Source organism: Bradyrhizobium sp. 18BD (assembly GCF_054185225.1).
In genome coordinates this window covers 13562-32275 of sequence record NZ_JAVAYL010000012.1, presented here as the reverse complement: position 1 = coordinate 32275, position 18714 = coordinate 13562, and the positions used below count along the sequence as shown (strand labels likewise).

The 18714-nt window shown below is 63.5% G+C and carries 17 protein-coding genes; 5 read left to right on the top strand and 12 right to left on the bottom strand.

Going from position 1 to position 18714, the window contains the following annotated elements; translation table 11 throughout:
* Positions 1–15 precede the first annotated feature (15 nt).
* The gene (htpG, locus tag RAD16_RS21790; protein ID WP_458159918.1) at positions 16–1890 is read right to left on the bottom strand and encodes a molecular chaperone HtpG; all 1875 of its coding nucleotides are present in this window, start codon (positions 1888–1890) and stop codon (positions 16–18) included.
* A gap of 133 nt (positions 1891–2023) precedes the next feature.
* Positions 2024–2428, bottom strand: coding sequence for a hypothetical protein (locus RAD16_RS21785; RefSeq protein WP_458159917.1), 405 nt, complete (start codon positions 2426–2428; stop codon positions 2024–2026).
* Positions 2429–2862: 434 nt separating this feature from the next.
* Here RAD16_RS21785 and RAD16_RS21780 point away from each other — a divergent pair, with 434 nt between their 5' ends.
* Complete coding sequence (locus tag RAD16_RS21780; RefSeq protein WP_458159916.1) at positions 2863–4653, top strand: adenylate/guanylate cyclase domain-containing protein; 1791 nt, start codon at positions 2863–2865, stop codon at positions 4651–4653.
* Positions 4654–4717: 64 nt separating this feature from the next.
* Here the strand turns inward: RAD16_RS21780 and RAD16_RS21775 are convergent, their stop codons facing one another.
* A complete protein-coding gene (locus RAD16_RS21775) occupies positions 4718–5317 on the bottom strand; it encodes a nuclear transport factor 2 family protein (protein WP_458159915.1) in 600 nt (199 codons plus the stop codon).
* A gap of 197 nt (positions 5318–5514) precedes the next feature.
* On the opposite strand from RAD16_RS21775, the gene RAD16_RS21770 reads away from it, so the two are divergent.
* Positions 5515–6354, top strand: a complete 840-nt coding sequence (locus RAD16_RS21770) for an energy transducer TonB family protein (protein WP_458159914.1) — start codon at positions 5515–5517, stop codon at positions 6352–6354.
* 98 nt (positions 6355–6452) lie between these two features.
* Here RAD16_RS21770 and RAD16_RS21765 read toward each other — a convergent pair whose 3' ends face one another.
* Positions 6453–7259: a response regulator gene (locus tag RAD16_RS21765; RefSeq protein WP_458159913.1), complete on the bottom strand. Its 807-nt coding sequence runs from the start codon at positions 7257–7259 to the stop codon at positions 6453–6455.
* 208 nt (positions 7260–7467) lie between these two features.
* On the opposite strand from RAD16_RS21765, the gene RAD16_RS21760 reads away from it, so the two are divergent.
* Together RAD16_RS21760 and RAD16_RS21755 are read left to right on the top strand one after the other, a co-directional pair.
* On the top strand, positions 7468–7701 hold the full coding sequence (locus tag RAD16_RS21760) for a NepR family anti-sigma factor (protein WP_326897331.1): 234 nt from the start codon (positions 7468–7470) through the stop codon (positions 7699–7701).
* Positions 7701–8249, top strand: coding sequence for a sigma-70 family RNA polymerase sigma factor (locus RAD16_RS21755; protein ID WP_220014240.1), 549 nt, complete (start codon positions 7701–7703; stop codon positions 8247–8249). The genes RAD16_RS21760 and RAD16_RS21755 overlap by 1 nt, the downstream gene beginning before the upstream one ends.
* A 100-nt stretch (positions 8250–8349) precedes the next feature.
* On the opposite strand, the gene RAD16_RS21750 is transcribed toward RAD16_RS21755, so the two are convergent.
* The 8 genes from RAD16_RS21750 to RAD16_RS21715 form a co-directional block, all read right to left on the bottom strand.
* Positions 8350–9051, bottom strand: coding sequence for a nitroreductase (locus RAD16_RS21750; RefSeq protein ID WP_458159912.1), 702 nt, complete (start codon positions 9049–9051; stop codon positions 8350–8352).
* 137 nt (positions 9052–9188) lie between these two features.
* Positions 9189–10433, bottom strand: coding sequence for an acyl-CoA dehydrogenase (locus RAD16_RS21745; protein ID WP_458159911.1), 1245 nt, complete (start codon positions 10431–10433; stop codon positions 9189–9191).
* A gap of 9 nt (positions 10434–10442) precedes the next feature.
* Positions 10443–11690, bottom strand: a complete 1248-nt coding sequence (locus RAD16_RS21740; protein ID WP_458159910.1) for an acyl-CoA dehydrogenase — start codon at positions 11688–11690, stop codon at positions 10443–10445.
* A 15-nt stretch (positions 11691–11705) separates the two neighbouring features.
* Positions 11706–12833: an acyl-CoA dehydrogenase family protein gene (locus RAD16_RS21735; RefSeq protein ID WP_458159909.1), complete on the bottom strand. Its 1128-nt coding sequence runs from the start codon at positions 12831–12833 to the stop codon at positions 11706–11708.
* A gap of 113 nt (positions 12834–12946) precedes the next feature.
* Positions 12947–14818 carry an AMP-binding protein gene (locus RAD16_RS21730; protein ID WP_458159908.1) on the bottom strand — a complete coding sequence of 624 codons (1872 nt, stop codon included), beginning with the start codon at positions 14816–14818 and terminating at the stop codon, positions 12947–12949.
* 44 nt (positions 14819–14862) lie between these two features.
* A complete protein-coding gene (locus RAD16_RS21725) occupies positions 14863–15669 on the bottom strand; it encodes an enoyl-CoA hydratase/isomerase family protein (RefSeq protein WP_458159907.1) in 807 nt (268 codons plus the stop codon).
* Positions 15670–15877: 208 nt separating this feature from the next.
* Positions 15878–16636, bottom strand: a complete 759-nt coding sequence (locus RAD16_RS21720) for an SDR family NAD(P)-dependent oxidoreductase (protein ID WP_128954145.1) — start codon at positions 16634–16636, stop codon at positions 15878–15880.
* A 54-nt stretch (positions 16637–16690) separates the two neighbouring features.
* The gene (locus tag RAD16_RS21715) at positions 16691–17293 is read right to left on the bottom strand and encodes a TetR family transcriptional regulator (protein ID WP_458159906.1); all 603 of its coding nucleotides are present in this window, start codon (positions 17291–17293) and stop codon (positions 16691–16693) included.
* Between the two features lie 214 nt (positions 17294–17507).
* Here RAD16_RS21715 and RAD16_RS21710 point away from each other — a divergent pair, with 214 nt between their 5' ends.
* Entirely contained in the window at positions 17508–18680 is a 1173-nt protein-coding gene (locus tag RAD16_RS21710; protein ID WP_458159904.1) for an acetyl-CoA C-acetyltransferase, read from the top strand.
* The last annotated feature ends 34 nt before the right edge of the window (positions 18681–18714 follow it).

Genomic DNA, 18714 nt, shown 5'->3' with positions numbered 1-18714 from the left:
CATGACAAAGCAGCGTCAGCCGAGCCCCTGCAGCACCAGCCGGTTCAATCTCGCCGCAAACGCGGCCGGGTCTTCCGGCAGTTCGCCGTCCAGGATCTGCGCCTGTTCGAGCAGGAGCAGGCTGAGATCGTCGACGTCCCTGGAGCCGGCTTGCGCCCTGGCGATCGCGCTCACCACCGGATGGCGCAGATTGATCTCGAGCACCGGCCTGGTGCGCATGCCGCGGTTCTGCTGCGCCAGGATACGCTCGAGCTCGCGGCTCGGGCCCTGGCTGTCGGCGACGAGGCAGGACGCCGAGCTGGTGAGGCGCGTCGAGGCCTTGACGTCGCTGACGCGCTCACCGAGCGCGGCCTTGATCACGGCGATGGTGGCCGCCTCATCGGCGACGGGCTCGTCCTTTTTCGCCTCGTCGGTCTCGTCGACGCGCGGGATCAGGTCGAGATTGAGATCACCCTGGCTCAATGACTTCAGCGGCTTGCCCTCGAACTCGGTCGGCATCGAGGTCCAGAAGGCATCGACCGGATCGGACAGCAGCAGCACCTCGATGCCGCGCGCAGCCGCGGCTTCCAGCCGCGGATTGGACTTCAGCCGCTCCAGGCTGTCGCCGACGAGATAATAGATCTCGGTCTGGTTCGGCTTGAAATCGGCGACGATCTGCTTGAGCGAGCGCTTCTCGCCCGACGTGGAGGTGAAGCGCGACAGCGTCAGCAGCTTTTCGCGCCGCTCGAAATCCTCATAGATGCCTTCCTTCAGCACCGCGCCGAAGGCGTCCCAGATCTTGGCAAAATTCTCCGGGTCCTTCTCGGCGAGGCTTTCGAGCTCGGACACGACGCGAGTCGCCACGGCCTTGCGGATCTGCGCGAGCTGCGGATTGTTCTGAAGCATCTCGCGCGAGATATTGAGCGGGAGATCCTCGCTGTCGACCACGCCGCGGATGAAGCGCAGGTAGCCCGGCAACAGATCGGCGTCGTCGGTGATGAAGACGCGGCGGACGTAGAGCTTGACGCGGCCCTTGCGGTTCGGCTCGAACAGGTCGAACGGCTTCGTCGACGGCGCGAACAGCAGCACTGCGTAGGAGTAGCGGCCCTCGGCGCGATAATGCAGCGTCATCGAGGGATCGTCGAAGGCGGACGCAATCTGCTGATAGGCCTTCTTGTAGTCTTCCGGCGTCAACTCGGATTTCGAGCGCTGCCACAGCGCGCTCGCCGAGTTGATCTGGCGCGGCTCACCCTCTTCCGGCACGAGCTCGATGGGGAAGAGGATGTTGTCGGAATAGGCCCCGACGATGCGCTCGATCTCGAAAGCCTCGAGGTATTTCTTGGCGTCGTCCTTCAGGTGCAGGACGATCTCGGTGCCGCGGGTCAGGCGCGCCGCTTCCTCGTCGCTGGCCCGCGCGATCTCGAAGCCAGAGCCGCCCGAGGAGGTCCAGGTCCAGACATCGCTCTCGCCGGCGCGGCGGCTGACGACGACGATCCTGTCGGCGACCATGAAGGCGGAATAGAAGCCGACGCCGAACTGGCCGATCAGGCCGAGGCCGTCCTTGGCCTCCTTCAGCTTCGACACGAAGGCCTTGGTGCCGGAGCGGGCGATGGTGCCGAGGTGGTCGATCAGCTCCTGCCGCTCCATGCCGATACCGTTGTCGGCGATCGTGAGCGTTCCCGCGGTCTTGTTCGGGATGATCCGGATCTTGAGCGCGTCGCCCTCGCCCAGCAAAGCGGGAGTGGCGATCGCCTCGTAACGCAGCTTGTCGCAGGCATCCGAGGCGTTGGAGACCAGCTCGCGCAGGAAGATGTCGGTCTCCGAATAGACGGAGTGCACCATGAGGTGCAGAAGCTCGGAAACCTCGGCCTGGAAAGGCTGCGTATGCACAGCCGTGTCTGACGTCGTCATGCGTTTACCCGGTCAATCAGAAGTGGAGAAAACCGGGATATAACGCGACGGGATCGGGGATCAAGTGGACACGAACAATCACCCTCCCGAGGGTGGGCGATTGGTCGGTGGGGCCCAGTGGCTGCCAGCCGGCTCAGGTCACGCAGCGGCCGGGCTGGAGCAGCTTGGCGACCTCGGTCAGGGCGCTGACCATTGGCTCGCAGGCGATGGGCCGGTTGCGGCCCTGCTTCTGGAGCAGCGACGGCGGCTTGGCATTGCCGGTCTCGATCACGGCGGGGACCCGCAGCAGCACCGAGGTGTCGGGAAGCTCGGTCAAACGCATCGACACGGTGCGGGTGGGAACTGCCGACGGCTTGATCTCGGCAAGCCGGTCGGACTTGCCGGCACGATTGACGTTGTGGTCCGGCACGTCCGCGGCCGCCTGCGTGTGGTCGGTCAGGTCGTGGCCGGAGGCCAGCTGAACGGCGCCGACTTGTACGGCACAAAGTGTCGCAGCAATTGCGACGGCACCCAAAAATACCTTTTGAATCTGTGACATGGCTGTCGATCCCTCGCCCCATGGCGATCGCGGGAACAACGCGAGGACAGGACCGGGAGTTCTCAGCCGTTAAGATCACTTAACCGTGTACGAAAAAAACACACCCTGGAAAAAATTTTGCAACCGGCTGGAACGACTCCAGTGCCTGAGAGTCGTCTCAACAGCCGGCTATTCCCCCCTGCCCCATAAGCCGGTGACGTAGGGCGCGACTGTGGTGATGCCAGTCGCGCCTTACTTTTTTCCGGAAATGGCTCCCGTCTCGCCGGTCCGTTCCACTTTTGGCTTCTGCCCCACCCCTGGGGGGAGAAAAGCGACGACTTGACCCCACTATTTTTTTGACCCCTGCCTCGGGGTCTGCATGATGTGAGCGAGAGCATCGCGTTTTTGCCACTTCTCTAATCCGCCACGCATACATGTGGAGTGGAGATAGTGCCATGGAGCAGAAGCGGCCGGTCCGGCTTGAACGCAGGTTGGCTGCCATAATGGCCGCTGATGTCGCAGGCTATTCGCGACTGATGCACCGCGACGAAGAAGCAACCCACGCCCTGACGACAACCCTCTTTGCGGAGGGTATCGCGCCCGCCATTGCCGAACATGGTGGCCGGATTGTCAAGAACACCGGCGACGGGTTCCTGGCGGAGTTTCCAAGTGCCGTCGCAGCGGTTCGCGCCGCCGTTCAGTTTCAAGCTCATATCCGAGAGTTCTCGACGACCATCGCCGAAGACCGACGGGTCGTCTTTCGTGTCGGCATCAACGTCGGCGATGTGATTGCCGAACCGCATGACGTCTTCGGCGACGGTGTAAATATTGCAGCACGGCTGGAGAGTATCGCCGAGCCCGGCGGCATCTGCATTTCGTATTCAGCTTACGACCATGTCCGAGGCAAGGTCGGCATTGAGTTTGTCGATCTCGGAGAGCAGAATCTCAAGAATATTGATCGCCCGATCCGAACCTATGCCGTAGCTTGGGAAGAGCATAGCCTGATTGCGCCCGGTGAGCGCGCGAAGGAAAGTCTACTTTCGCCACCTCGCCTTTCTATCGTGGTGCTGCCTTTCACCAACCTCAGCGGCGATCCCGCGCAGGATTACTTCGTGGACGGCGTGACTGAGAGCCTGACCACGGATTTATCTCGCATCAGAGGCTCGTTGGTGATCGGCCGGCACACCGCATTCACTTACAAGGGCAAGGCGGTCGATCTCAGGCAGATTGGCCGCGAGCTAAACGTGCGCTATGCGTTGGAAGGCTCTGTGCAGCGCGGCAACAATCGGCTTCGGGTCAACGTCCAACTTGTCGATGCTGAGAGCGGCAATCACCTCTGGGCTGATCGCTTCGACAAGCCCATCGCTGATTTATTCGAAATGCAAGACGAAATCGTGTCGCGGGTCGCTCGCACACTGGACACTCAACTTGTTGCGGCAGAGGCCCGGCGGGCGGAGAATTTACCCCATCCAGATGCCACGGACCTCTACTTTCAAGGCCGCTTTCGGGCGAACGAAGCGCCTTCTCCCGAAGGCTTGATTACAGCGCGCGACTTTTTCGAACGTGCTTTGGTCCTCGATCCCGGCAATGTGCGTGCGCTGGCGGGCCTGGCAGGCGTTGATCTGACAATGGGTGCCGATCATCTTATGGAGGATCGAACCACTCTCCTCTCGACGGCCGAAGCGAATGCGATCAAGGCCGTTTCATTATCCCCGGACTACGCGGTAGCCCGCTTTGTTTTGGGCTCTGTCTACATTTGCACAAACCGCGCAGATCAAGGAATTGCCGAATGTGAGATGGCATTGAGCCTTGATCGGAATTTTGCCAATGCACACGCTGCCATCAGCCTGGCGAAATACTACATGGGCCGCGCCGCCGAGACTGAAAATCACATACGCGAGGCGTTTCGTTTATCCCCGCGCGACGCCCAGAGCTATCGCTGGATGCATTTTGCTGGCCTAGCCAAGTTACAACTTGGCGCGGATGTGGAAGCAGTCGACTGGCTTAGACGAAGCATCGAGGCGAACCGGAATTCCCCAAACACCTACTTCGTACTTGGGGGCGCACTGGGCTTGCTTGGCGCGATTGATGACGCGAGAGCGGCCACAATCGCAGGGCTGGCCTTTGTTCCCGACTTCACAATCCGCCGCTTACGCACCGCCAAATTCAGCGACAATCCGACTTATCTTGCGGGGCGCGAGCGCATTTGTGAGGGCATGCGGATCGCTGGCGTACCTGAGGGGTAGCGCATCGGGACGAAACCCCATGTGGCGCCATCCACCGCTCCCGGAATCTATCTTCGTCCGCGGCTCATTTCGCCTTCCCCGCGAGCCATTCGCGCCCTTCGCCATAGAGCTTCTCGACCTCAGGCCCGATCAGGCCCGGCATGTCGCGCTTGACCTTGTAGCCGATCAGCTCCTGCATGTAGGCGAGATGGCGGTAGCCCTCAGGGAGCGCAGCCAGCGCCGTCTGGTCGAGGCGGAGCGTGGCGGCGGGATCGACCGGGTCAATCCGGTCCTTCTCGTAGATCGGCTGACGGCGGACGATGCCCCACTTACCCTGCCGCTTCTCCAGGAAATCATAGAAGCGTCCGGTGCAGACGACGTCGCAGAGCACGTCGTGCACGAGGGCCCGCTGCGAGATCGTCATCTTGGTCTGGGCAATCGCCCGGTCGCCGGCGAGGTCGATGCTGGTGCCGCCGAGGAAATGCAGGATGCGCACGCCCTTGGCAAACCCCTCCTGGCTGACCCGCATGAAATCTCGTGCCGGTCCCTGAAACCAGGTGGCGGACATCCAGCCCTCGTCATGCCAGACGGTCGCAAAGCGCTCCCAGTCACCGGCGTCGCGCCATACCGCCCAATTCTCGACGAGGTCGCGGATGGCGAGACGATCGAGGAGTTGCTGGTCCATGATGCGAAATCTCCTGGCGGCTTGAAGCGGCGATGTGTGTCATCGCCCCGAAATATCAACGGGGCAATGAAGCTGCCGTCAAGCGGGCTTCCCAGTCCTTCGAATTGCCCACACCTAGGCGAACGCGGTGCGAGCAGCCGGCCTTGCAATCAACCTGATGGCGATTACTATCCGCATCGATGCAAATGAAATTCCCCATGCTGGCCGCGCTCCTCGGATTGCTTGCGGCTTTCCCCGCGCATGCGCAGACTGAACCGCAGAGCGAGAGCGTCAAAGCCTGGAAGGTAAGGCTGTCGGCGCACATAGCCGGCTATAGGCAATTTCCACCTGAAGCGCTGGGGCAAGCCGGAGAGGCCAAGGTCACATTCGTCATCGACCGGTCCGGCAGGCTGATCTCTCAGGCTCTGACGGTAAGCTCCGGCTCTCGACCGCTCGACGCTGCCGCGCTGCAGATCGTCGGACATGCCCAACCGTTTCCGACGCCTCCCTCGGAGCTCAAGGATAGCTCGCTCACTTTGACCGTTCCGATTGTCTTCGACGGCCGTCGATTCCAGGTGCCGCCTTCCGGGCTGGTGCTGAGCAGGCCGGCTCCCATCCTCACGGAGGACGATGCCATGGCCGCCTGGCGCAAGGCGGTCACCGAGCATGTCTGGCGCAACTTAACGTTTCCCCCGACGGCTGTCGGCCAGCGGGGCGATGCCGGCGTCACTTTCGTGATCGACCGTTCAGGCAAATTGATCTCGAATGCATTGGTGGAAAGCACCGGAATCGCGCAGCTCGATGCGGAGGCGCTCGCGATGGTCGAGCGATCCAAGCCGTTCCCGAAGCCACCCGCCGCGGCGAAGGACGATCTGCAGAGAGTGATAGTCCTCATGACTTTCGACGGGACGCCGCGCCCCCCGGCTCCGCCGTCGCCGGAGAGCGAAAAATTTCTCCAATCCTGGATCGCGGATCAGGCCAAGCTGAATGCGAAATCGCCCGGGCCGAGCGACGCCAAGCTCAATTCCATGCTTCGCAGTATTTGCCGCGGCTGCTGAGACGGAGCAAAACTAGTCTCCGCCACATGCAAGACGGCGCGCCTTGCGCCGCGCCGTCTTCTTGTTCGATGAAGCTTCGTTACGCCGCCGGCGCCGTGTTAGGCCGCTGGCGCCTTGGGCGTACGGTTGCGCGAGTTGCGCTGGAAGAACAGCGCCTGGCTCGCCACCGCCGACACCATCGCGGGCTGGAACGGCTTTGAGATCAGGAACGCCGGCTCGGGGCGCTCGCCGGTGAGAAAGCGCTCCGGATAGGCGGTGATGAACACCACCGGCACCTCGAAGGTGCGGAGCAACTCGTTCACCGCGTCGAGGCCCGACGAGCCGTCGGCGAGCTGGATGTCGGCGAGGATCAGGCCGGGCCGCTTGTTCTTGGCCAGTGCCACCGCGTCGGCATGGGTGCGCGCGACGCCGACGACGTTATGGCCGAGATTCTTCACCAGGCTCTCGAGGTCCATGGCGATGAAGGTCTCGTCCTCGATGATCAGAACGTCGGTGGCGATCTCGGCCGCCATCTCGCGTCCCGCTGCGTCCGCAAGCCGCCGCGTGTCGGCGACGTCGGAGCCGAGGATATAGGCGACTTCCTCCTCCGAGAATCCTTCGAGCGAAAGCAGCAGGAAGGCCTGCCGCGGCAGCGGCGTGATGTTCGACAGCCGGCGCTCGGGCGGCATCGGCAGGGTCGTCACCTCGGAATCGTCGTTGACGGAGACCGAATTCCAGATCTGGGTGAACAGCCGGAACAGGCCGGCACGCGGCCCATGGCTCTCGTCGAGCACCGACGGATCTCCCAGCATGGCTTCCAACATGGCTGCAACGTAGGCGTCGCCGGAGGCCTGGCTGCCTGTCAGGGCGCGTGCATACCGGCGCAACAACGGCAGATGTTCAGCAACAAGCTGTGAACGGGACATCCCCACTCCATTCATTTCGGGCCAACCTTGCGAACGCGGGGGGCCCGGGTTCCCCTGCTGGGCTGTTTACGCCTCAGCCCAAGAAAAGTTCCGCAGAGGGGGGAACTTTTTATCGAACCTGGAATTGAGCCTATCCAGGGAACGGCTCCCGGTTGAGAAAACTTCTCGAATTTACAGTCACTTAACTCGGGGAAACGTGGAACAGGTCATGAAAGATCTCAAGTCTCAAGCCAGCAAAAGCACGACCCCCGGCAAGGGAGGGCTCACTCCGGAGATCCAATCCCGGATCGGGCATCAGCTCCGTGCCATGTACGACGACGTCGTGCGGCAGGGGGTTCCGGATCGGTTCGCAGAACTGATCAAGAAGCTTGATGCCCAGGGAGCGGCGCCCCAAGTTGAAAATGACGGGGGCTCAAACGACAACAACAATGGGAGGGATTAATGCCTCTCACCGACTCCCTGCGTAACGACATCCTGGCGGCCGTGCCGAGCTTGCGCGCGTTCGCCATCTCGCTCAGCGGCAACGCGGACCGCGCCGACGATCTGGTGCAGGAAACGCTGCTCCGCGCGCTCGCCAACATCGACTCGTTCCAGCCCGGCTCCAACCTGCCGGCGTGGCTGTTCACGATCCTGCGCAACCTGTTCCGCTCCGACTATCGCAAGCGGCGGCGGGAGGTGGAGGATGCCGAGGGCAATTACGCGAAGACGCTGAAGACGCAGCCCTCGCAGAACGCCCACCTCGAGTTCGAGGAGTTCCGCGGTGCGCTCGAGAAGCTTCCGCAGGACCAGCGCGAAGCGCTCATCCTGGTCGGCGCCTCCGGCTTCTCCTATGAGGATGCAGCCTCGATCTGCGGCTGCGCGGTCGGCACGATCAAGAGCCGCGTCAACCGCGCGCGCTCGAAGCTCGCCGCGCTGCTCTATGTCGACGGCGCCGAGGACTTTGGCCCCGACGAGACCGTGCGCGCCGTGATCGGCGGCAGCGGCGGATAGCGGAAGTCACCTGATCGAGACGAGACGTGAAGGCGGCTGCTTCTGCGGCCGCCTTTTCGCGCGTGCGGGAACCCGGTGGCGCGCGCCTTAAGCCGCGCGATCACTTGTCCACGAACGTCACGGTGTCAGCGATGGTTGCGCGCGAAGTGCGGTAGCTGTTCACCTTGTGGGCATTGTCGGCGTAGCCGAACGAGATGCCGCAGACGACGCGGCGATCATCGGGCAAATTGAAGTGGCGGCGGATCAGGCCGGAGTGACGCGCCAGCGCCGCCTGCGGAATCGTGCCGAGCCCCAGCGCCTGTGCGGCCAGCATGAAGTTCGAGACGTAAGCACCGCAGTCGATCGCACCGTAGATGCCCAGTGGCTCGTTGGTGTGAATGATGGCGACATGCGGCGCGCCGAAGAAATTGTAGTTCTCCAGCGCCTGCTTGGCGTAGCCCATCTTGTCCCCGCGCGGAATGCCGAGCGTGTTGTAGAGCTGAAAGCCGCTCTCGCGGCGACGCTCGAGATAGACGCCGACATATTCGCGTGGCGGGGTGAAATCGTAATCGTCGCCGAGGCCGCCCGAGGCCTCCCTGTAGATCGACTGGCGAAAGCGCTCCTTGGCCTCGCCGCTGGCGATGATGACCTGCCAGGGCTGGCTGTTGCACCAGGACGCAGTGCGCTGCGCGGTGGTCAGCACATGCTCGATGGTCGCGCGATCGACCTCTTTGGGGAGGAAGGCGCGGACGGAGTAGCGCTCGTTGAGGAGCTCTTCGAGCACGCCGATGCGGTCTTGGGTCTGGGTTACTTTTGCGTCCATGGATCAGCTCGCGCTCTTCTTGCAGGGTGGGCAAACGTGCTTAGCGCCGTGCCCACCGACAGATTTACCCCGGCGCATCTGCATATGGTGGGCACGCTTCGCTTTGCCCACCATATGAGATGCCGCGAGAGGCGATATCACCGCCCCTTGGTCGGGATCTTGTTATACGGCACATCCTTGTCGACGCGGATGTCGCCTGGCAGGCCCAGCACGCGCTCGGCGATGATGTTGCGCAGGATCTCGTCGGTGCCGCCGGCGATGCGCATCCCGGGCGAGGACAGCAGCATCTGCTGGAACTGGCCCTGGACGGTTTCCTCCGCATCCCCGGTGAGCAACCCGGCAGCGCCCTGGAGATCCATCGCGTAGGTCGCGATATCCTGCAGCATCACGCCCGACACCAGCTTGCCGATCGAGTTTTCGGGGCCGGGACGTTCACCCTTCGACAGTGCCGAGATCGCGCGGTAGCTCGTGTATTTCAGCCCGCTCGACTTCACCGCCCAGCTCGCAAGCTTCGAGCGCACGGCGGGATCGTCGATCGCGAGGCCGTCTTCGAGCATGAGGTTCGAGCAAAAGTCGAACAGCTCCGGCACGCCGGTCGCAAGCCGTGCGCCGATCGACATGCGCTCGTTCATCAGCGTGGTCAGCGACACGCTCCAGCCTTCGCCGACGGCGCCGAGACGCTGGCTGTCGGGGATCACGACGTCGGTGAAATAAACCTCGTTGAACTCCTGCATGCCGTTGGCCTGCTTGATCGGCCGCACCTCGACGCCTTTGCTCTTCATGTCCAGGAAGAACATGGTGAGGCCTTTGTGCTTGGGCACGTTTGGATCGGTGCGGGTGATCAGGAGGCCGTAATCGGAGTAATGCGCACCGGAGGTCCAGATCTTCTGGCCGTTGATGATCCAGTTGTCACCCTGCTTTTCCGCGCGCGTGCGAAGGCCTGCGACATCGGAGCCGCCGGCGGGCTCTGAGAACAACTGGCACCAGATTTCCTCGCCCGAGGCGAGCTTCGGCAGATAGCGGCGCTTGTGCTCTTCGCTGCCCCAGGCCATCACGGTCGGGCCGCACATGCCCTCGCCGATCTGGAACGGCTGGGTCAGCTTGCCGAAGACGCCCTCCTCCTGCTGCCAGATCACCTTCTCGATCGGCGTGGCGCCGCGGCCGCCATATTCCTTCGGCCAATGCAGGCAGGCCCAGTTGCCGTCCGACTTCTTCTTCTGCCAGGCCTTGCCGACTTCGACCATGTCGTGGTTGGCAAGCTTGATGCGGCCGAGCGAGGATTTTGACAATTCCTCCTCGAGCTCCTTCGGCGCGTTGGCCGCGACCCATTTGCGCGCGGTCTCGCGGAATGCGGCTTCCTGCGGGGTGTCGTCGAAATTCATGGCGGACCTCTAGCCTCTTCCCTTGGTCGGGATCTTGTTGAACGGCACGTCCTTGTCGACACGGATATCGCCGGGCAGGCCCAGGACCCGCTCGGCGATGATGTTGCGCATGATCTCGTCGGTGCCGCCTTCGACACGGGTGCCGGGCGCACGCAGCAGCATCGCCTGGAAACGGCCGGCGAGCTCGGCCTCCTCGGGGCCGCTGATCACACCGCTCGCACCTTGCAGATCCAGCGCGTAGCTCGCGACGTCCTGAATCATCGAGCCCGCCACAAGCTTGCCGATGGAGTTTTCCGGTCCCGGGCGCTCGCCCCTCGACAACGCGGAGATCGCGCGCATGCTGGTGTATTTCAGCCCGCTTGCCTTCACCGCCCAATTGGCCAGCTTCGAGCGCACCGCGCGATCCTCGATCGCCGGACCATCGTCGAGCATCAGGCTGGAGCAATATTCGAACAGCTCGGGGAAACCGGTCGAGACGGCCGCGCCGATCGCGCTGCGCTCGTTCATCAGCGTGGTCAGCGAGACGTTCCAGCCGTCGCCGACCTCGCCGAGGCGCTGGTGATCGGGAATGCGGACATTGGTGAAATAGACCTCGTTGAAGTCGGAGGCGCCGCTCGCCTGCTTGATCGGCCGCACCTCGACGCCCGGGCTCTTCATGTCCAGGAAGAACATGGTGAGGCCCTTGTGCTTGGGCACGGTCGGATCGGTGCGGGTGAGCAGAATGCCGTAGTCGGAATAATGCGCGCCCGAGGTCCAGATCTTCTGGCCGTTGATCACCCAGTCGTCACCGTCCTTCTCCGCGCGCGTGCGGAGCCCTGCGACGTCCGAGCCGCCGGCCGGTTCGGAGAACAGCTGGCACCACACCTTCTCCCCGGAAGCGAGCGGCGGCAGATAGGTGCGCTTATGCTCCTCGCGCGCAAACGCCATCATGGTCGGCCCGCACATGCCGTGGCCGATGATGAACATGCGGGACAGCTGGCCGAACGGCCCTTCTTCCTGCTGCCAGATCACGCGCTCGATCGGCGACGAGCCGCGCCCGCCATATTCCTTCGGCCAGTGCAGGCAGGCCCAGCCGGCATCGGCCTTCTTCTTCTGCCAGGCCTTTGCGACTTCAAGAATGTTGGCGTTCTTGAGCACGGTGCGGCCGAGCGAGGATTTGCGCAGCTCTTCCTCGTACTGCTTGGGCGCGTTGGCGCCGATCCAGGCACGGGCGGTTGCGCGGAACTCGGCTTCCTGCGGGGTGTCGTCGAAGTTCATATTCGTGTCCTTCGCTTACGCCGCGTTCTTCTTGCGCATGCGGTCGATCAGCTGGTCTTCCCAATAGGACAGGCTGCCGAGCCCGAGCGCCATCGCGTTGGCGCGGCGGTAGTACATGTGGCAGTCGAACTCCCAGGTGAAGCCCATGCCGCCGTGAACCTGGATGTTGTTCTTGGCGCAGTGCTGGAACGCCTGCGTCGCGCTGATGCGCGCGGCGGCAGCGGCTTCCGGCAGTTCGGCGGCGTTGGTCGAGAGCGCCCAAGCACCATAATAGCTGTTGGAGCGCGCGAGCGTCGCCGAGACATACATGTCGGCGAGCATGTGCTTGACCGCCTGGAACGAACCGATCTGACGGCCGAAGGCGATGCGGTCGAGCGCGTAGTCGCGGCCCATCTCAAGCGCGCGGTCGGAGCCACCGACCTGCTCGAAGGCGCACAGCACAGCGGCGCGGTCGAGCACCTGAGTCAAAATGCTCCAGCCTTCGCCGGCGGCGCCGAGCGGCTCAGCCTTGGCATCCTTGAAAGTGATCTCGGCCTGCCCGCGGGTCGGATCGAGATTGGTGAGGCTCTTGATCTCGACACCACCGGCCTTGAGATCGACCAGGAACAGCGAGATGTCGGCATCCCGCCCGCTCGATCCCGTGCGTACGGCGACCACCGCAAAGTCGGCGATGGCGCCGTCGGCGACCGGCTTCTTGACGCCGTTGAGCACACCGTTCGCCGTCGTCAGCTTGACGTTCTTCGGCGCCGGATTGCCCTTGCCCTCGAACAACGCCAGCGTACCGATCGCATCGCCCGAGGCGATCGCCGGCAGCCATTTTTTCTTCTGCGCGTCGCTGCCGGCGATCAGCAGCGCTTCGGCGGCAAGATAGACGGTCGAGGAAAACGGCACCGGCGCATTCGCCCGGCCCATTTCTTCTGCGATCACGCAAAGCTCGAGATGGCCGGCGCCGGCGCCGCCGAATTCTTCCGGGATCGCGACGCCGAGGAAGCCCATCTCGGCGAGGCCTTTCCAGAGCTCCTTGTCGTAAGGGGCCTTGCCGTCGAGCACGACGCGCACCGCCTTCGGCGAGCATTTTTCAGCGAGGAATTTGCGCGCCTGATCGCGGAGCTGCTTCTGGTCGTCGGAGAAATCGAAGTTCATGGCGGCTTACCCTTGTTTTTGCTGTTCTGTAGGATGGGTGGAGCGAAGCGATACCCATCAATTGTCTGACTCAAGGCGATGGGTTTCGCTGCGCTCTACCCATCCTACGGATTTCATTTCAGCACGATCACGTCCTGATCCGGCTTGTCCGCATACAACCGCTCCACCAGCGCGGCGCGGCGCTCCAGGCCGGCGCGCTGGTTGATGTAGCCCTTGTCGGTGAGCTCGTTGCCGTCGATCGAGGGCGGCTCGGCCATCAGCATCGCGCGGGCGATGATGCGGCTGCTGGCGCCTTCGCACTCCCGGTTGTGCGCTTCAAGCCCGCGCCTGAAGCAGGCAATCACCTCGGGGTGCTTCACCGCCTCTTCGAAGCTGAGATCGGCATTGCCGACGAGCTGACGGCAGGCGTGCAGGTTCGGCCAGGCAAGCAGACCGATGAAGGCACGATCCTGCCCCGCAACCAGCGCGTCATGCACAACCGGCGTCGCGGCCGCGATGGTATCGGTGCGAAGCGAACCGACATGCACGAAGGTGCCGGTGGTGAGCTTGAAGTCCTCGACCACGCGGCCGGCGAAGATGATGCCCTTCACCGGATCCGCATCGTCGACAAAAATGCCGGCATCGCCGATGCAGTAAAAGCCCTCCTCGTCGAACATCTTCCTGGTCAGATCAGGCTGACCGAAATAGCCGGGCGTCACGTTGACGCCGCGCAGGCGCAGCTCGTATTTCGAGCCGCACGGCACCATCTTCAATTCGACGCCGGGGAACGGCAGGCCGATCAGGCCGACGCGCTCGGTGTCCCAATAGGTGCCGGTCGAGGTTGGCGCGGTCTCGGTCGAGCCCCAGCCGGTGTAGAACACGATGCGCTCGCCGGTGGTCTTCACCGCCAGCGCCTGCATGCGGTCGTAGAGATCATCCGGCAACCGCGCGCCGCCATAGGCCATGATCGAGAGGTTCTTGAAGAACGAGCGGCACAGCACGTCGTCTTTTTCCATGGCGGCCGCGAGCGCGGCGTAGCCGGCGGGCACGTTGGCGTAATAGGTCGGCGAGATCTCGCGGAGATTCTTGATCGTCTCCTCGAGCTGCCCCGGCATCGGCCTTCCGTCGTCGATATAGAGCGTGCCGCCGTCGACCAGCACCGGATGGAATGCGGCATTGCCGCCCATGGTGTGATTCCACGGCATCCAGTCGAGCACGATCGGCAGCGGGCCGCCCGGTATGCGCGGCCTCACCTGCATCATCATCGCCGCATTGGCGCACATCATCGCCTGCGTGTTGATGACGGCCTTCGGCATGCCGGTCGAGCCCGACGTGAACAGCAGCTTGCCGACGGTGTCGGGCGTGATCCTTGCGATCGATGCGTCGACATCAGCCGTCACCGGCGTTGCGGCGAGCTCGGCAAAACTGACGCTCTTGATGCCCTCGCAGGGCCGCACGACGTGAACGACGGTGACGCCGGTGAGATCGAGCGCCTTCAGTGCCTTCTCGAAGGTCGGGCCGTCCTGGACCATCACCACGGCCGGCTTGATCAGGTCGAACAGGTATTTCAGCTTGACGTGATCGTGGCTCATCAGCGAGTAGGCCGGCGACACCGGCGCTGCCGGGACGCGCGCCTGCATCGCGGCCTGCGTCATCAGCGCGTGCTCGATCGAGTTGCCGGAGAGGATCGTGACCGGGCGTCCCTCAAGCTTGAGGTTGAGCAGCGCCTGCGTCAACGCATCCACGGTGCGCTTGGCCTCACCATAGGAGACCTTGCGCCATTCGCGGTTCGGACCGCCGCGCTGCGCGAGCCAGATGCGCTCGGGCGCTTCCCTCGCCCATTTCGCCAGCGAGGCCGGAAGATGTTTTTCGTAAGCCTGCAGCGGAATGCGCGACTTCAGCACCACCGTGCCGTCAGCGCGGCGCTCGACATCGATGTCGCGCGCGAGCCACTCGACCTTGCGAAAGGCGGGCTTTGACATCACCGCCGCCGCGCTTCCACTCATTTTGCGTCTCCCGGAATTATTGTCCTTTGCGGATCTTTGTTGTTTCAGCGCTTGATATAGACAGGCTTTCGCTTCTCAAGGAAGGCCCTGATGCCCTCCGAAAACTCCTCGGAGCGGCTGCACAGGACTTGGTTGCGGTCCTCCATCGCGATCGCTGCTTCCAGCGATCCGGCATCGACGCTCATGTTGAGACATTCTTTGGACAGCCGTAGCCCCACTGGCGAGGCCGTCATCATCGCATCGACGTAAGGCTCGGCCGCTGCGTCGAGCTTGTCCTCGTCGACAACCTCGGAGACGAGCCCGACCGCAAGCGCGCGCTCGGCGCCGATGAAACGACCAGTGAGGATCAGTTCCGACGCCACCGACACTCCGACGAGCCGCGGCAGAAAGTAGCTGGTGCCGATGTCGCAGCCGCCAAGACCAAGCTTGATGAAGGCGCAATTCATGCGCGCCGACTTCGTCGCGATGCGGATGTCGGAGGCGAGCGCCAGCGCAAAGCCGCCGCCGGCCGCGGCGCCCTGCACCAGCGATAGGATCGGCTGCGGACAGCGCCGCATCAGCATCACGATGTCGGCAATGCGTCGCTGCGAGTCCAGCGACTCCGTGACGCCAGGCGGCTCCTGCTGTCCGGCCCGGCGCGTCATCGCGGCCTTGAGGTCGAGGCCGGCGCAGAAATTCTTGCCGGCGCCGCGAAGCACGACGACGCGCGTGTCGCGGTTGCGCTGCAGGCCCTGGAAATAGACGTTGAGCGCATCGATCAGCGCGGGATCGAGCGCGTTGAGACTGTCGGGACGATTGAGCGCCACCCGGTCGACACCGTCGTCATGCTCGATCAGCAGCGGTTGGGACATGGGGCGCTCCTGCATCCGCTCTTTGAGTGGCGGTTATTGTGCCCTCTCCCCTTGCGGGAGAGGGCATGTTCGTCGCTGACCAAGAACTCGCTTGGGTGAGGGGTCTGTCTCCGCGGAGAAACCCCCTCATCCGGCGCGCTCAGGAGCGCAATTGCGCTCCAAAGCGCGCCACCTTCTCCCGCAAGGGGAGAAGGAAGAGGAATGCCGCTTAGCGCGGAGCCATACGAATGGCGCCGTCGAGGCGGATGGTTTCGCCATTGAGCATGGCGTTCTCGACGATGTGCACGGCGAGCGCGCCGTATTCCTTGGCATCGCCGAGACGCGAGGGATGCGGCACCTGGGCGCCGAGGCTCTTGCGGGCTTCCTCGTTCAGACCCATCAGCAGCGGCGTGAAGAACAGGCCGGGCGCGATGGTGTTGACGCGGATCTTCTGGCTGGCGAGATCGCGCGCGGCCGGCAGGGTCAGGCCGACGACGCCGCCCTTCGAGGCCGAATAGGCGATCTGGCCGATCTGGCCTTCGTAGGCGGCGACCGAAGCGGTGTTGATGATGACACCGCGCTCTTCACCGACCGGCTCGATCGTGACGAGGCGCTCGGCGAACAGGCGCAGGCAATTGAACGTGCCGATCAGATTGACGTTGATGATGCGCGCGAACTTTTCCAAGGGATAGACGCCGTCGCGGCCGACGATGCGCTGCGAGCCGCCGATGCCGGCGCAGTTCATCAGCACGCGGGCAACGCCGTGCGCGGCTTCCGCCTTGGCGATCGCCGCCTTGATCTGCTCCTCGGAGGTAACGTCGGCGTGGAGCGCGACGCCCTTCACTTCGGCAGCGACCTTCTCGGCGTTCTCCTTGTTCTGGTCGATCACACCGATCTTGGCGCCCTTGGCCGCCATGGCGCGGGCGGTCGCTTCGCCGAGGCCCGAACCACCGCCGGTGATGAGAACGGCTACGTCTTTCAATTCCATCGCTTGTACCTTTCCTTGGGCGTTTCTTCTCTGGACTTGAGAGTGATGGCCGGATTATCCGGCCGCGGCGGCTTCCCCGGCTTGCGTGAGGATGCCACCGCAGATCAGCGTTTCCATGTGCTTGATGTATTGCCGGCAGACGTCATCGGTGACCGGACCGACGCCGGTCGCGCGAGACATCGCGTGCCGGCCGAAGAACAGGTGATCGCAAGCGCCGATCAGGCTGGTGTAGAACAGCACCGGATCGGTGGCGCGGAACTCGCCGCGGCTGACGCCCTCGGCGAGCAGGCGGCGATGGAAATCCAGCAGCGGCGCGACGAAAAACTTCGAGACCTCGTCCGCGGATCCGGCAACGCTCTCGTGCAGGAGATAGTGGATCAGCCGGTTCATATAGGGGAACCGGTGATAGGCGCGAATGATGCCGGCAATATGCAGCTTCAGCTTCGCCGTCGAGGTGATCGGCTGCGCCAGCAGATATTCGAGATTGGACACCTCGGTTGCGGCATCCCGCGCGAGCAGCGCCAGCAGCAGGCCGTCCTTGTTGCCGAAATGATATTTGACCAGCGCGGCGTTGGCGCCGGACTTCTGGGCGATATCGGAGAGCGAGATCTCGATCGAAGAGCGTTCGATCATCAGCTCGCTGGCGGCCACGAGCAATTTCTCTGCCGTGGAATTCTTTCCGCTGGGGAGCCTGTTCGGTACGCTGGTAGTCACGGAGATCCCTGTTCTCGCCGCATGAACGGGCCGCAGATAAGCCGAAGCAGCGCCTCATCACAAGAGTTAATTGATCGATTGACTAAACGATATCCCGCCCCTTAAATCCGCCCCCGACAACCCAACCCTATCAAGAACAATCATGGGAGAGACCGAAATGGCCGAGGCTTATATCGTCGCCGCTGCGCGTACCGCGGGCGGGCGCAAGGGGGGCCGCCTCGCCGGCTGGCATCCGGCCGATCTCGCCGCCAAGGTGCTGGACGAGCTGGTCGATCGCAGCAAGGTCGATCCAGCCCTGGTCGAGGACGTGATCATGGGCTGCGTGATGCAGGTCGGTGAGCAGTCCAACAACGTCGCGCGCAACGCGATCATGGCCTCGAAGCTGCCGGAGAGCGTGCCGGGCACCTCGATCGACCGTCAGTGCGGCTCCTCGCAACAGGCACTGCACTTCGCGGCTCAGGCCGTGATGTCCGGCACCATGGACGTGGTGATCGCGGCCGGCGTGGAATCGATGACGCGCGTGCCGATGGGCCTGTCCTCGCAGCTCGCCGCCAAGAACGGCTTCGGCCACTACAAGAGCCCGGGCATCGAGGCGAGATATCCGAACATCGTGTTCAGCCAGTTCACCGGCGCCGAGATGATGGCCGAGAAGTACGGCCTGTCGAAGGACGATCTCGACGAATACTCGTTCAACAGCCATCAGCGCGCGATCGCGGCAACGCAAGGCGGTCACTTCAAGAAGGAGATCGTGCCGCTCGAGATCACCCGCGCCGACGGCAGCAAGGACACCCACCACATCGACGAAGGCATCCGCTTCGATGCCACGCTCGAAGGCATCAAGGGCGTCAAGCTGATCGCCGAGAACGGCAAGCTCACCGCCGCCAGCGCCAGCCAGATCTGCGACGGCGCCTCCGGCGTGATGGTGGTCAACGAGCGCGGCCTCAAGCAGCTCGGTGTCAAGCCGCTGGCGCGCGTCCACCACATGACCATGACCGGTGGCGATCCCGTCATCATGCTGGACGCTCCCCTGCACGCCACCAAGAAGGCGCTGGAGAAGGCCGGCATGAAGATCGACGACATCGACCTGTTCGAGGTCAACGAGGCGTTCGCCTCGGTGCCGACCGGCTGGCTGAAGACCACCGGCGCCGATCCGGCTCGCCTCAACGTCAATGGCGGCGCGATCGCGCTCGGCCATCCGCTCGGCGGCTCCGGCACCAAGCTGATGACGACGCTGGTGCACGCCCTGCACCAGCGCGGCAAGCGCTACGGCCTGCAGACCATGTGCGAAGGCGGCGGCATGGCCAACGTGACGATCGTCGAACGACTGTAAGAAGAACAAAAGCGAGTAGCGAGTGGCGAGTAGC

Excerpts from the sequence above, each read along its gene's own strand:
- htpG (WP_458159918.1), bottom strand. The coding sequence starts at position 1,890 with ATGACGACGTCAGACACGGCTGTGCATACGCAGCCTTTCCAGGCCGAG.
- RAD16_RS21785 (WP_458159917.1), bottom strand. The coding sequence starts at position 2,428 with ATGTCACAGATTCAAAAGGTATTTTTGGGTGCCGTCGCAATTGCTGCG.
- RAD16_RS21780 (WP_458159916.1), top strand. The coding sequence starts at position 2,863 with ATGGAGCAGAAGCGGCCGGTCCGGCTTGAACGCAGGTTGGCTGCCATA.
- RAD16_RS21775 (WP_458159915.1), bottom strand. The coding sequence starts at position 5,317 with ATGGACCAGCAACTCCTCGATCGTCTCGCCATCCGCGACCTCGTCGAG.
- RAD16_RS21770 (WP_458159914.1), top strand. The coding sequence starts at position 5,515 with ATGCTGGCCGCGCTCCTCGGATTGCTTGCGGCTTTCCCCGCGCATGCG.
- RAD16_RS21765 (WP_458159913.1), bottom strand. The coding sequence starts at position 7,259 with ATGTCCCGTTCACAGCTTGTTGCTGAACATCTGCCGTTGTTGCGCCGG.
- RAD16_RS21760 (WP_326897331.1), top strand. The coding sequence starts at position 7,468 with ATGAAAGATCTCAAGTCTCAAGCCAGCAAAAGCACGACCCCCGGCAAG.
- RAD16_RS21755 (WP_220014240.1), top strand. The coding sequence starts at position 7,701 with ATGCCTCTCACCGACTCCCTGCGTAACGACATCCTGGCGGCCGTGCCG.
- RAD16_RS21750 (WP_458159912.1), bottom strand. The coding sequence starts at position 9,051 with ATGGACGCAAAAGTAACCCAGACCCAAGACCGCATCGGCGTGCTCGAA.
- RAD16_RS21745 (WP_458159911.1), bottom strand. The coding sequence starts at position 10,433 with ATGAATTTCGACGACACCCCGCAGGAAGCCGCATTCCGCGAGACCGCG.
- RAD16_RS21740 (WP_458159910.1), bottom strand. The coding sequence starts at position 11,690 with ATGAACTTCGACGACACCCCGCAGGAAGCCGAGTTCCGCGCAACCGCC.
- RAD16_RS21735 (WP_458159909.1), bottom strand. The coding sequence starts at position 12,833 with ATGAACTTCGATTTCTCCGACGACCAGAAGCAGCTCCGCGATCAGGCG.
- RAD16_RS21730 (WP_458159908.1), bottom strand. The coding sequence starts at position 14,818 with ATGAGTGGAAGCGCGGCGGCGGTGATGTCAAAGCCCGCCTTTCGCAAG.
- RAD16_RS21725 (WP_458159907.1), bottom strand. The coding sequence starts at position 15,669 with ATGTCCCAACCGCTGCTGATCGAGCATGACGACGGTGTCGACCGGGTG.
- RAD16_RS21720 (WP_128954145.1), bottom strand. The coding sequence starts at position 16,636 with ATGGAATTGAAAGACGTAGCCGTTCTCATCACCGGCGGTGGTTCGGGC.
- RAD16_RS21710 (WP_458159904.1), top strand. The coding sequence starts at position 17,508 with ATGGCCGAGGCTTATATCGTCGCCGCTGCGCGTACCGCGGGCGGGCGC.